We start from the raw sequence: 13,254 nt of genomic DNA, 5'->3' as shown, positions 1-13,254 counted from the left end.
AATTGAGCAAACTTGACTTATGTTTTGTAAGGATTATGCTATACTCTGGGAAGAGGTGAGTATGATGGAGCTAACACAGACAGAATTCGTTTTATGCCCTAAATTTGAAAAAACATTCTCTATTTTAGGAAAAAAATGGAACGGATTGATTATCGATGTACTACTCGAAAACGGTCCGCAACGCTTTGTTGAGCTTGCGGCAAAAATCCCGATGGTCAGTGATCGAGTATTAGTCGAACGCTTGAAGGAATTAGAAAAAGAAGGAATAGTCACTCGAAACTTTGCCTGTAGCGAAAAGAGCCGTTCAGAATATCTCTTGACTGAAAAAGGAGCAGACTTGCAAAAAGCGATGCGTCAAATACAAGTTTGGAGCGAAAAATGGGTCACAGAGGAAGAATGCGGTTGATTTTGTAAAAAAAATCTTGTAAACTATAGTCCATACGAATAAGTAAAGAACGATGACGAAAAAGAGTAGTTTGGCTAAACCAGTTCAGGGAGATCTGTCGCAGACTGAAAGCAGATCCTGTGTTTGAAAAATGAAGTTCACTTTCCGAGTTCGTCTGATAAAATCAGACCGGCAATTGTCGTTAACGAAGTAAGAGTGCGGTGTAAGTCATTTATCCGCAAATTAGGATGGTAACGCGAAGACCTCGTTCCTTAACAGGAATGAGGTCTTTTTGTTTTGTATTTGGAATTTAAAGGAGGAACAAGCACATGTCTCTACAAGCACAATTAGAGAGCTTGAAAGAAGCAACGCTCGTCAAAATCACAGCGGCACAAGATTTAAATGAATTAAATCAAATACGTGTTGAAACGTTAGGAAAAAAAGGACCGATCACAGAAGTATTACGTGGGATGAAAGATCTAAGTCCAGAAGAGCGACCAAAAGTCGGAAGTTTCGCAAATGAGATCCGAGATCTTTTGACAGAAGAGATCGAGCGAAAAAAACAAGTATTAGAAGAAGAAGCGTTAAATGCAGCTTTGGCAAAAGAAACAATAGACGTGACACTACCTGGTAGAAAAGTAAAACATGGTACACGTCATATCGTGACACAAATCATGGAAGAAATTGAAGATATTTTTGTGGGTATGGGCTATCAGATCGTAGAAGGATATGAAGTAGAATCTGATCATTACAATTTCGAACGGATGAATCTGCCAAAAGATCATCCAGCAAGGGACATGCAAGATACTTTCTATATTTCAGACGAGATATTGATTCGGACACATACTTCACCAGTCCAAGCACGGACAATGGAAAAACATGATTTCTCTAAGGGTGCTCTACGAATGATCTCGCCAGGGAAAGTCTTCCGCAGAGATACAGATGATGCGACCCACAGTCATCAGTTCCATCAAATTGAAGGGCTAGTTGTTGATAAAAACATCACAATGGGCGACCTTAAAGGAACATTAGAAGTCGTAATGAAAAAAATGTTTGGGGAAGATCGTGAAATTCGTTTGCGTCCAAGTTATTTCCCATTTACGGAACCATCAGTAGAAGTAGATGTCAGCTGTTTCAAATGTGGTGGTGCCGGTTGTAACGTATGTAAATACACTGGATGGATCGAAATTTTAGGAGCTGGCATGGTACACCCGAATGTGTTGAAGATGTCAGGAATCGATCCAGAAGAATATTCAGGCTTTGCTTTCGGCCTTGGACCAGACCGCGTAGCTATGTTGCGGTATGGAGTGAATGATATCCGTAATTTCTATCAAAATGACTTACGTTTCTTAAGTCAGTTCAAGGGGGAGTAAGAAAATGTTAGTTTCATATAAATGGCTCAATCGTTATGTAGATTTATCGAATGTAACACCAAAAGAATTAGCGGATAAGATGTCTGTGACAGGAATCGAAGTAGAGGGAGTAACGGTTCCAGAAGAAGGCTTGAAAAAAATCGTTGTCGGTGAAGTCAAGGAATGCGTACCACATCCAGATTCTGATCACCTTTCTATTTGTCAAGTCGATATTGGCGAAGACGAACTGTCTCAAATCGTTTGTGGAGCGCCTAATGTGAAGGTTGGAATCAAAGTGATTGTTGCACTTCCTAACTCACGTATCGCTGGTAATGTAAAAATCAAAAAAGGAAAAATGCGTGGCCAAGTATCAAATGGCATGATTTGCTCATTACAAGAAATTGGCTATTCAGATAGTGTTATACCGAAAGAATACGCTGAAGGTATCTATTATATGCCACAAGAAGCTGTAAATGGCGATCCAGTTTTTCCTTATTTGGATATGGATGATTCGATTATTGAATTATCTATCACACCGAATCGTGCGGATGCATTGTCAATGCGTGGCGTAGCTTATGAAGTTGGGGCAATTTATCGTCAGACTCCTACATTCGATGACGAAAAGCTGGTAGAATCCTCACGTCCTGCTAGCGATAAAATTCAAGTGGAAGTTGAAGATAAAGAAGCAGTTCCTGCTTATCAAATCAGAATCATTGAAGGAGTAAGAATCCAGCCAAGTCCTCAATGGCTGCAAAATCTTTTGATGAACGAAGGCATTCGTCCAATCAACAATGTAGTAGATGTGACGAACTATATTTTGCTTTTATTCGGACAACCACTACATGCATTTGACTACGACAAGTTGAAATCAAAAGAGATCTTTGTCCGCCGTGCAAAAGAAAATGAAACATTAGTAACACTAGATGGAGAATCTCGGGAATTGACAACTGACAATCTCGTCATTACTAACGGCAAAGAACCAGTTGCTTTAGCTGGTGTCATGGGAGGGTTAGACTCAGAGATCACGAATGAAACAACAACAGTTGCACTAGAATCTGCTTTATTTGATCCAATTTCGATTCGTCGTACAGCAAAACAATTTAATTTGCGTAGTGAATCCTCTGCACGTTTTGAAAAAGGAATCAACCATGCGACTGTTGGAGAAGCCAGTGAGGTTGCTGCAGCAATGATCGTTTCTCTTGCGGGTGGGGAAGTTCTACAAGGCGCGGTCAAAGGCTCAGAGATCAAAGCAGAAGACGTATCAGTGAAGATTTCACTTGAACGCATCAATCAATATTTAGGAACATCTCTTGTCGTTAAAGAAGTAAATGAGATTTTTGAAGCACTTGGATTTAGCTATGAAGAAAAGGAGCATGTTTATTCCGTAGTAGTACCACCAAGACGCTGGGATATCCAAATCGAAGCAGATATTATCGAAGAAGTTGCTCGTATTTATGGATACGACCAGTTGCCATCTACACTTCCAAGTGGAGAAACGGTTGCTGGAAGCTTGTCAAAAGAACAAGAAACTACTCGTAAAATTCGTACAATCTTTGAAGGAAGCGGATTGAGCGAAGCAATCAGTTATGCATTGACAACAGAAGAAAAATCAAGACAGTTTGTTATAAATGAAAGTAATATTACACGTTTGGACTGGCCAATGAGTGAAGAGCGTTCTGTATTGCGAATGAATTTGATCAGCGGACTATTAGATGATATCAGTTATAACACTGCTCGAAAAAATACAGAGATTGCTTTATATGAAATTGGGCGGGTATTCTTCCAAGAAAATGATCCGTGCACACATCTGCCGCAAGAAGTAAAACATGCAGCAATCGCTGTTTCTGGTATTTGGGAAGAAAAAGATTGGCAGACGAAAGCTCAAAATGTAGACTTTTTCACCATCAAGGGTCTTTTAGAAAACTTATTTGAACAACTAGGCATCACTGAAGATGTCCATTATCAAACAGTGACAGAAATGAAGGAAATGCATCCTGGAAGAACTGCTGCGATTTACCTTGGCGAAAAATTTATTGGTTTTGTCGGTCAAGTGCATCCAACGATTGCAAAAAGTTATGATATTCCAGAAACATATGTTGCTGAGTTTGATTTATCTGCTGTAGTGGAAGCTGCTCAAAAAGGGATCGTTTTCGAAGCAGTGACAAAATTCCCAGCAGTCAGCCGGGACATCGCTTTGCTTGTAAAAGAAACTGTGACAAATCAGGAATTAACAGAAGTTATCCGTTCTGCTGCCGGAAGATTTTTAACAGATATCCAATTATTTGATGTCTATCAAGGAGAAAACATTGAAAAAGGACATAAATCCATGGCGTATAGCCTGACATTCGTCAACCCAGAAGCAACATTGACAGATGAAGAAATCAATAAAGGAATGGAAAAAGTCGAAAAAGCGTTGGTAGAAAACCTAGAGGCAAGTATTCGCTAAGAGGGAAAATATAGTAAGTAACGATCAAGTAGCTTTTGAAGACCATATATTTGAAAAAGAGATGTGACACAACTTCGTCACATCTCTTTTTTTGATTTTAAAAAAGGAATAGCACAGAGACGAGATAAAAAAACAGGCCTTTACAGCCTGTTTTTTTAGAGTAAATGAATTAATGGAAGTAATTGATTCCCATTGCTGATTTTACTTCAGAAAGTGTTTGTGCAGCTACTTTAGCAGCTTCTTCACTACCTTTACGTAAGATTTCCATAACAGCTGAAGGATCTTTTTCCAATTCTTCTCGGCGCGCACGGATCGGTGCAAATTCAGCTTCCAATACATCAATGAGGTATCGTTTGATCTTTACATCACCAAGTCCGCCGCGGCAGTAATGAGCTTTCATTTCTTCAATTGCTTCTTTATCTGTTCCGAATACATCCAAGTAGGTGAAGACCATATTCCCTTCTACTTGTCCAGGATCTTGTACATGGATGTGGTTTGGATCAGTATACATACTCATGACTTTTTTCTGTAAGACATCGGCAGGATCGGAGATATAAATACCGTTTCCTAACGATTTACTCATTTTGCCATTTCCATCTATTCCAGGTAATCTACCCATTCCTTTTGGTGGGAATACGCCTTTTGGTTCTACCAAGACTTCACCATATGTATGATTGAAGCTTTGTACGATTTCCTGTGTCTGCTCTAGCATTGGTTTTTGATCCTCGCCAACAGGTACAAGATTCGCTTTGAATGCAGTGATATCTGCTGCTTGAGAAACAGGATAGATAAAGAATCCTGTAGGCACGCTTTCACCGAATTTTTTTTGTTCGATTTCTGTTTTGACAGTCGGATTGCGCCGAACGCGTCCTACGCTGACTAAGTTCAAATAATACATGGTTAATTCAGCTAATTCCGGAATTTGTGATTGGATAAATAAAGTAGATTTTGCAGGATCTAATCCCACGGCTAAATAGTCTAAAGCAACTTGCAAGACATTTGATGAAACCTTCTCAGGATTTTTAGCATTATCTGTCAGTGCTTGCATGTCAGCAATCATGACAAACAGTTGGTTGTCTTCATCTGCCTGCATAGCCACTCGGGTTTTTAGAGAACCGACGTAATGCCCTAAATGCAGCTTCCCAGTTGGTCGATCTCCCGTTAAAATAATATTTTTCAAAAAAGACACCTCTTTACGATTTGTAAGTCTGAGCACTTAATATCTTACCGTTTTTCCTGAAAAGAAACAACAGTTCCTAATGAAAAAACAAGGAAAGAGGATAAAATAACTAATAGATTAGAAATGGAAGAAATATTTATGGGAGAATAAACGTTCTAAGAAACTTTACAAATTACTAAACTATCAGATATAATGTATTTTATTATACATCTTTAAAAGAAATCTTACTAAATAATAATGGGAGTGTAATTCTATGGCAATGATTAAATTTGATCACGTGGATAAATATTATGGCAAGTTCCACGCATTAAAAAATATCAATCTCGAATTCGAGAAAGGAGAAGTTGTCGTTGTCATTGGTCCTTCTGGTTCAGGAAAGAGCACGATGCTTCGCTGTATCAATGGATTAGAGACGATTTCTTCAGGCAAGCTACTAATTAATGATACTGACTTGCATGATAAAAAGACAAAGTTGACAGAAGTCCGAAAGAATATCGGCATGGTTTTCCAGCATTTCAATTTGTATCCTAATAAAACCGTTCTGGAAAATATTACATTAGCACCAATCAAAGTGTTAAAGCAAGACCAGGCAACTGCAGTCAAAAACGCTGAGAAATTTCTGAAAACTGTCAATATGTTAGATAAGAAAGATTCTTATCCTTCCATGTTATCCGGGGGACAACAGCAACGGGTGGCAATCGCCAGAGGTTTAGCGATGAATCCTGAGATGCTGCTGTTTGATGAACCTACTTCTGCTTTGGATCCGGAAATGATTGGTGATGTATTAGACGTTATGAAAAAATTGGCTCATGACGGTATGTCAATGATTGTCGTGACACATGAAATGGGCTTTGCCAAAGAAGTGGCGGATCGTGTTATCTTCATGGCTGATGGAGAAGTATTGGAAGACAGCAGAAATGTGAGAGACTTTTTCGAAAATCCAAATGAAGTCCGAGCACAGCAATTTATCAGTAAAGTTATCAATCATTGATAGGAGGAAAAAGATGCGCAGGTTAAAAAAAATACGCCTGATTTTCCTTTTAGGCATTGCTTTTCTTGCACTAGCCGGATGTAAAGGAAATGGGTTGGCAAATGAAGATATTTTAGAGCGAAGCAAATCTACCAATGAAATCATCTGGGGTGTCAAGTATGATACTCGATTATTTGGAATGATGGATATTGAGAGCAGAACTGTACAAGGATTTGATGTAGATATTGCAAAAGCAATCACTAAAAAGATCCTTGGTGACAATGGAAAAACAGAATTTGTTGAAGTCACTTCTAAAACTCGGATTCCATTATTGAAAAACGGAAATATCGATGCAATTATTGCAACGATGACGATCACAGATGAACGAAAAAAACAGGTCGACTTTTCAGATGTCTATTTCGATGCTGGCCAAGCTTTGTTGGTAAAGAAAGGAAGCCAAATCAAAAGTGTAGATGATTTGAATGCTTCTACAACGGTTCTAGCAGTCAAAGGTTCTACATCGGCTGCGAATATCCGACAGCATGCACCAGATGCAAAAATTTTAGAATTAGAAAACTATGCAGAAGCATTTACTGCTTTACAATCTGGTCAGGGAGACGCGATGACTACGGATAATGCGATTTTGTTAGGGATTGCAGATGAAAATCCAGAGTATGAGTTAGTTGGTGGAACATTTACTAATGAGCCTTACGGGATTGCGATCAACAAAGGGCAAGAAAACTTCTTGAAAGCTGTTAATCAAGCGCTAGAGGAAATGCATGCAGATGGCACATACGATAAAATCTATCAAAAATGGTTTCCAAATGAAACTGAAGGAAAAGTAGAGTAAGGGGGAGAGGCAATGAGCGAATTGATACAGACTTATGGACCAATCTTTGTCGACGGGTTCAAGATCACATTGTTTTCGAGTGTCTTAGCACTTGTGTTTAGTTTGATTATCGGAACGTTAATGGCAATCTTCCAATTATCAAAGAATAAAGTAGTGAGCGCCTTAGCAAAGGCATATGTAGAATTTTTTAGAAACATTCCATTATTAATCATCGTGATGTTTTTTTATGTTGTCGTACCGATTTATTGGTTTAATCTAGATGGATTCCAAGCAGGTACGATTGGATTAACGATCTATACATCTGCTTTTATTGCTGAAACAGTACGTTCAGGGATTCAAACCGTACCAAAAGGTCAAACAGAAGCAGGACTATCTTCTGGTTTTACCTATTCAGAAATCATGCGTTATATTGTTTTACCGCAAGCATTCAAAATCGTTATTCCGCCATTAGGCAACCAATTTATCAACCTCGTAAAAAATTCATCTATTTTAGCAATCGTAGCTGGTTTAGATTTGATGTATCAAGGAGACTTGATCGCCAGTGAAACATTCAATACCTTCGATACGTATATCATCGTTGGGTTATTTTACTTAGTTATCACGCTACCGTTATCTTACTTAATGGTTTATCTTGAGAAAAAATGGGCGGTTCGTTCATAGAAGGAGGGGAAATACATGGATTTTAGCGGCGCTTTTTCATGGATGAATATCCGTTTTTTATTGGAAGGATTAAAGGTTACTGTTGAAGTTTCATTGTTTTCGATCATTTTTAGTTTCTTGATCGGTGGTCTGACAGGTGTGATTCGTTTTGCGAATATCCCTTTCTTTTCCAAAATCCTTGGTGTAGTGATTGATATTATACGGAATCTTCCATTATTATTGATCATTTTCTTCACTTACTTTGCCTTACCTCAAATCGGCATTCAGATGAACATCTTCTGGTCCGCTGTTGCAGCATTAACGATTTTTGAGTCAGCTATGTTGTCGGAAATTTTCCGAGCTGGACTCAATGCTGTTCCAAAAGGACAGATGGAAGCAGGATTATCAACGGGACTGACTTATGTAGAAACGATGCGAACGATCGTGTTACCGCAAGCATTTAAATCAATGATCCCGGCAATTGTGAGCCAATTGATTTCACTGATCAAAGATACTTCATTAGCAGTAATCATTTCTTTACCTGAACTTTCTCATCAGGCACGTATTATTTATGGACAGAACACCAATTATGTGCTTCCGATGTTCATCATCATGACACTTATGTACTTCGTGGTATGTTACGCGCTTTCTCTGCTTTCCGGTTACTTGGAAAAGAGACGGTACAGTTATTAATAGATGATTCTTTTAGCGGTTGTGGCAAACTAAAGTCACAACCGCTTTTCCTCTTTCCATTCGAAAAAAAGAGATTTCGATTGTTTTAAGCAAGTAAGAGCACTTGAAAATTCACGCTAAAAAGTACACAATAGGGAGGATAGAATTTATTGAAAAAAAGGATGATACGATTGACAGATAATCGCCCTATCGGATTTATTGATTCAGGTGTCGGCGGCTTGACTGTAGTAAAAGAAGCCCTGAAACAATTACCGAATGAAAATATTTTATTTGTAGGAGACACAGCACGCTGCCCATATGGCCCTAGACCCGCGGAACAGGTAATACAGTATACTTGGGAAATGACGGATTATCTGGTGGAGCAAGGAATCAAGATGCTGGTGATCGCCTGCAATACCGCAACTGCGGTGGCTTTAGAAGAAATCAAAGCTGCTCTTTCTATTCCAGTCATCGGTGTGATCCTTCCCGGTACTAGAGCGGCAGTAAAAAAAACACAAAATAAACAAGTTGGCATTATCGGTACGATTGGTACGGTAAAAAGTCAAGCTTATGAAAAAGCACTGAAAGAGAAAGTACCAGAATTGACTGTGACAAGTCTTGCTTGTCCAAAATTTGTTTCAGTTGTCGAAAGTAATGAATACCATTCATCGGTGGCGAAAAAAATTGTGGCAGAAACATTAGCTCCTTTAACCACTAAAAAAATCGATACATTGATTTTGGGATGCACCCATTATCCATTATTACGCCCCATCATTCAAAATGTAATGGGAGAAAATGTTCAACTGATCGATTCTGGAGCAGAAACAGTAGGTGAAGTATCTATGCTGTTAGATTATTTCAATCTGAGCAATTCACCGCAAAATGGTCGGACATTATGCCAGTTTTATACAACTGGCTCTGCCAAACTTTTCGAGGAAATAGCTGAAGACTGGCTTGGAATCGGACACTTAAATGTAGAACATATCGAATTGGGAGGAAAATAAGGATGCGTCATGACGGGAGAAAAGCCCAAGAGCTTCGCAAACTGGAGCTTCAAACAAATGTTTTCAAATATCCAGAAGGATCGGTAGTGATCCGTTTTGGTGATACAACAGTTATTTGTTCTGCAACAATAGAAGATTCTGTACCTCCCTTTTTGAGAGAAACAGGAACAGGGTGGGTGACAGCAGAATATAGTATGCTGCCTCGAGCAACGAGTACGAGAAATCGTAGAGAAAGCAGCAAAGGAAAACTTTCTGGTAGAACAATGGAAATCCAGCGTCTTATTGGTCGTTCCTTGCGTGCAGTAGTAGACTTGGAAAAAATAGGAGAACGTAGTATCATCGTAGACTGCGATGTGATCCAAGCGGATGGCGGTACTAGAACAGCAAGTATCACTGGGGCATTCGTGGCATTGAAATTAGCCATTGAAAAACTTTTAAGAGAAAAAGAATTGTCAGAAGATCCAATCAAAGAACATCTTGCTGCAGTTAGCGTAGGAATCTTACCAGATGGGACTTGCGTCACAGATTTGGATTACCAAGAAGATTCCGCAGCACTTGTAGACATGAATCTTGTAATGACAGAATCTGGAAAATTCGTGGAGATTCAAGGAACTGGAGAAGAAGCAACGTTTGATGGTGAACAGTTGAATGAAATGCTCTTTTTTGGAAAAAACGCGATTGAAGATTTGATCAAAGAGCAAAAACATGCTTTGCTAACAGAGTTTGCTCAAAATGATGAGCGGATAGAAGAAACAAAAACAATCATCATTGCGACAAGAAATCCAGGAAAAGCAGAAGAGTTTCGAAATATGTTCAAAGAAGCGGGATATCATGTAAAAACATTACTTGACTATCCTGAATTGCCAGATGTGGAAGAAACTGGCAGCACATTTGAAGAAAATGCCCGATTAAAAGCAGAAACGATTGCACAATTGCTTGATCAGCCAGTCTTAGCAGATGATTCAGGTTTGAAAGTGGATGCTTTAGGCGGTATGCCAGGAATCTATTCTGCACGTTTTGCAGGGGAACAAAAAAGTGATGCGGGGAATAACGCCAAATTATTATATGAATTGACAGATGTGCCGGATGAAAAAAGAACAGCACAATTCCATTGTACGTTAGTATTCGCGGCACCCAAAAAAGACAGCCTTGTAGTAGAAGCGGAATGGCCCGGTCGAGTAGCCCGTATACCATCTGGCGAAAATGGCTTTGGGTATGATCCTTTATTTATCCCAGAAGGTAAGAAACAAACAGCAGCAGAATTATCGAGCGAAGAAAAAAACAAGATCAGTCATCGGGCTCAAGCAATGAAAAAATTGAGTGCCGAGTGGAAACAATGGCTGGAAGGAGAGAGATAGATGCGGTATTTAGTAGTAAGTGATAATCATGGAGACAGAGATATCCTCGTTGACTTAGTAGATCGTTATCGTTCTGAAGTGGATATCTTTTTCCATTGTGGTGATTCGGAATTAGAAGCTTCTGACCCATTATGGGATACATTCCAAGTGGTTCAAGGTAATTGTGATTATGGACCAGGATTCGAACAGAAAAAAGTGATCCAAACTGGTCAGGATACAGTATTCATGACTCACGGTCATTTATCGAATGTCCGATTTGGTTTGACACAGTTAGCAATCGAAGCTCGAGCTGCAACTGCCGATATGGTGTTTTTTGGTCATACCCATCAAATAGGCTGTGAGATGGATCAGAAAATCCTGTTTTTGAATCCTGGTAGCATTTCTCAGCCTAGAGGCCCGATCCAAATCCCATCATATGCTCTTATCGAAAGTTTAGATGACCAAATTTCTGTTCAATACTATAACCGTGCCCATCAGGCAGTTGAAGAGTTGGCCTTTTCTTTTTCGAGAGAGCGCTGAATAAAAAAACTCTAATTTTTAATAAAAATAAGCTTTATTTTATGAATTTTGCATCCGGTTTCGGTAAAATAGTAGTGTTGAATGAAATAGAAATGGAGGCCATCAGATGATTGGACCTATAGTAAGAGAAATGCTGCTGGAAAATCAGGAAACGTTTTTGATTCCTGCAGAAAATGTGGCAAATGTTATGTATCATCATCCATTGTCCCATGGTTTACTTGTGTTATCGAAGGTCGGTTATTCCAAAATTCCTGTATTAGGAAAAGATGATCACTTTGTAGGACTAGTAAGTTTATCAGATGTGGTCAATAAAATGATTGACTTGCAAACAATCAGCATGGACCCGTTAGAAGGACTAACGGTTGCTGATGTGACAGAAACAGATGTTCCGACAATTGATGAAAATTGGGAACTAGAAGAAGTACTCCATTTGTTAGTCGATTCGCCTTTTTTACCGGTTGTCACAGAAGATCGGATTTTCAAAGGAATCATTACAAGAAAAGAGCTGCTTAAAGCCGTAAACTTCATGGTGCATGAATTAGAACGTCGTAATATATTGTCTCCGAAAATCGAAGAATTAAAAGAACAAATCGATATCGTGAGCTAAAGAACGAGAAACTAAAAGATAATCAAAAAATAAGTAGAAAAAACAGCGTACCAGTTTTGACTTTATCTTGAAAAAGAGGCTGGGACAAAAGCGTTTAACTCCAAGAAATAAGAAGGAATTCACGAAAATTGCTTTTCAAATTTTTGTGAATTTCAGCTTATTTCCGAAGGAGTTGCTTCTGCTTCCGCCGTTTATACGTGTTTAGAGCGTGGGACAAAAGTGTTCTTTACTTTTGTCCCACGCTCTTTTTAGTGAGATTCGTTGCATCGTTTGTCCAAATTATTTTCCGACAGCAATTGGACTGTTCGGAATCGTGAAACCAGAAGCTGTCAATTCTTTGACATAGGAGCTCAAGAACTCTTCTTTTAAGGCATATTGTTTTCCGTTCAATGCGTAGCAGACCGTACGAATCGCAAAATTGCTGTTTCCAAGATCCACTAATCCAAAGATAGAAGGTTCAGTTTGGAGCTCTTCTTGGTATTTTTCAGCTAATGTACGATTTACTCGATCAATGATCTCATAGATTTTGTCATATCCTTCTTCAGGAACAATCCGAATATCTAAAAGTACTTGCATATTTGCACGAGAGAGATTGCTGATCGTGGTGATGTTTCGATTCGGGATGAAATGGACAGTACCATCCGTTGCTTTCAGCTGAAGGGTACGGATACCAACAGATACGACGGTTCCTTCAATCGTTAAGTTTGCTAGCTTGATGTAGTCCCCAACATCCATCTGTTGTTCCATGATAATAAAAAATCCGGTAATAACATCACTCATGAACCCTTGGGCACCAAGACCGATTGCCACACCTGCAATTCCGGCACCAGCCAAAAGTGATCCGATCGGCACACCGATAGCAGATAAAATTGCATAGATAAAAAAGAAACCAAGGGTATAATGAAAAATAGTATTTAAAAGACTATGTAAAGTCTTTAAGCGGCTCTCGTTTAGAATGGCTTTTTTAGAATACTGATTAAAAGACTTATCAATCAGATATTTTCCCACACGGTGAAGAATCCAAAAAAGGACGATCAAAAAAATCAGATATAAACTTTTTTGGATAAAGGCAGCCAAAATGGCGTCCCAATCAATCCCGTCCCAAAACCGCTGAAACGCATTTACTTTGCTGACAGCTTGATCTGTCAATGTCTCGCCAGAAGAGTCTGTCGTACCGGCAGTTGCTAATAATGAAAACATAAAATCCTCTTTTCTAAAATTTGATTCTTTCTGTATTGTACCAAGAAGTTTTCAAAAAAGGAAATAGCAAAA

At 38.9% G+C, this 13,254-nt stretch carries 13 protein-coding genes and 1 other annotated feature; of the genes, 11 read left to right on the top strand and 2 right to left on the bottom strand.

From position 1 onward, the window contains the following. Window positions 1–64: 64 nt before the first annotated feature. From PYW34_RS06875 to pheT, 3 genes are all read left to right on the top strand, one after another. The gene (locus PYW34_RS06875) at window positions 65–406 is read left to right on the top strand and encodes a winged helix-turn-helix transcriptional regulator (protein ID WP_002295781.1); all 342 of its coding nucleotides are present in this window, start codon (window positions 65–67) and stop codon (window positions 404–406) included. A 43-nt stretch (window positions 407–449) separates the two neighbouring features. Next, window positions 450–661, top strand: a binding site (T-box leader). A gap of 53 nt (window positions 662–714) precedes the next feature. After that, window positions 715–1,758 carry a phenylalanine--tRNA ligase subunit alpha gene (pheS, locus tag PYW34_RS06870; protein WP_002295783.1) on the top strand — a complete coding sequence of 348 codons (1,044 nt, stop codon included), beginning with the start codon at window positions 715–717 and terminating at the stop codon, window positions 1,756–1,758. A 4-nt stretch (window positions 1,759–1,762) separates the two neighbouring features. Further along, a complete protein-coding gene (gene pheT, locus PYW34_RS06865) occupies window positions 1,763–4,183 on the top strand; it encodes a phenylalanine--tRNA ligase subunit beta (protein WP_002288046.1) in 2,421 nt (806 codons plus the stop codon). Between the two features lie 169 nt (window positions 4,184–4,352). Here the strand turns inward: pheT and trpS are convergent, their stop codons facing one another. Further along, the gene (gene trpS, locus PYW34_RS06860; protein ID WP_002334534.1) at window positions 4,353–5,363 is read right to left on the bottom strand and encodes a tryptophan--tRNA ligase; all 1,011 of its coding nucleotides are present in this window, start codon (window positions 5,361–5,363) and stop codon (window positions 4,353–4,355) included. A gap of 253 nt (window positions 5,364–5,616) precedes the next feature. On the opposite strand from trpS, the gene PYW34_RS06855 reads away from it, so the two are divergent. From PYW34_RS06855 to cbpB, 8 genes are all read left to right on the top strand, one after another. Beyond that, window positions 5,617–6,354 carry an amino acid ABC transporter ATP-binding protein gene (locus tag PYW34_RS06855; protein WP_002288042.1) on the top strand — a complete coding sequence of 246 codons (738 nt, stop codon included), beginning with the start codon at window positions 5,617–5,619 and terminating at the stop codon, window positions 6,352–6,354. A gap of 13 nt (window positions 6,355–6,367) precedes the next feature. Further along, the gene (locus tag PYW34_RS06850) at window positions 6,368–7,183 is read left to right on the top strand and encodes a transporter substrate-binding domain-containing protein (protein ID WP_002288041.1); all 816 of its coding nucleotides are present in this window, start codon (window positions 6,368–6,370) and stop codon (window positions 7,181–7,183) included. A gap of 12 nt (window positions 7,184–7,195) precedes the next feature. Further along, window positions 7,196–7,843: an amino acid ABC transporter permease gene (locus PYW34_RS06845; RefSeq protein ID WP_002288038.1), complete on the top strand. Its 648-nt coding sequence runs from the start codon at window positions 7,196–7,198 to the stop codon at window positions 7,841–7,843. Window positions 7,844–7,858: 15 nt separating this feature from the next. Next, on the top strand, window positions 7,859–8,515 hold the full coding sequence (locus PYW34_RS06840) for an amino acid ABC transporter permease (RefSeq protein WP_002295785.1): 657 nt from the start codon (window positions 7,859–7,861) through the stop codon (window positions 8,513–8,515). Between the two features lie 161 nt (window positions 8,516–8,676). After that, window positions 8,677–9,498, top strand: a complete 822-nt coding sequence (racE, locus tag PYW34_RS06835) for a glutamate racemase (RefSeq protein ID WP_002317207.1) — start codon at window positions 8,677–8,679, stop codon at window positions 9,496–9,498. Between the two features lie 2 nt (window positions 9,499–9,500). Continuing rightward, window positions 9,501–10,856, top strand: a complete 1,356-nt coding sequence (gene rph, locus PYW34_RS06830; RefSeq protein ID WP_002330196.1) for a ribonuclease PH — start codon at window positions 9,501–9,503, stop codon at window positions 10,854–10,856. After that, window positions 10,857–11,375, top strand: a complete 519-nt coding sequence (locus tag PYW34_RS06825) for a metallophosphoesterase (RefSeq protein ID WP_002288030.1) — start codon at window positions 10,857–10,859, stop codon at window positions 11,373–11,375. Between the two features lie 106 nt (window positions 11,376–11,481). Further along, window positions 11,482–11,982 carry a cyclic-di-AMP-binding protein CbpB gene (gene cbpB, locus PYW34_RS06820; protein WP_002295789.1) on the top strand — a complete coding sequence of 167 codons (501 nt, stop codon included), beginning with the start codon at window positions 11,482–11,484 and terminating at the stop codon, window positions 11,980–11,982. Window positions 11,983–12,261: 279 nt separating this feature from the next. Here cbpB and PYW34_RS06815 read toward each other — a convergent pair whose 3' ends face one another. After that, entirely contained in the window at window positions 12,262–13,182 is a 921-nt protein-coding gene (locus tag PYW34_RS06815; protein WP_002295791.1) for a mechanosensitive ion channel family protein, read from the bottom strand. Between the last annotated feature and the right edge of the window lie 72 nt (window positions 13,183–13,254).

Source organism: Enterococcus faecium (assembly GCF_029023785.1).
GTDB lineage: Bacteria > Bacillota > Bacilli > Lactobacillales > Enterococcaceae > Enterococcus_B > Enterococcus_B faecium.
This window is presented reverse-complemented; position numbering and strand designations above follow the sequence as displayed.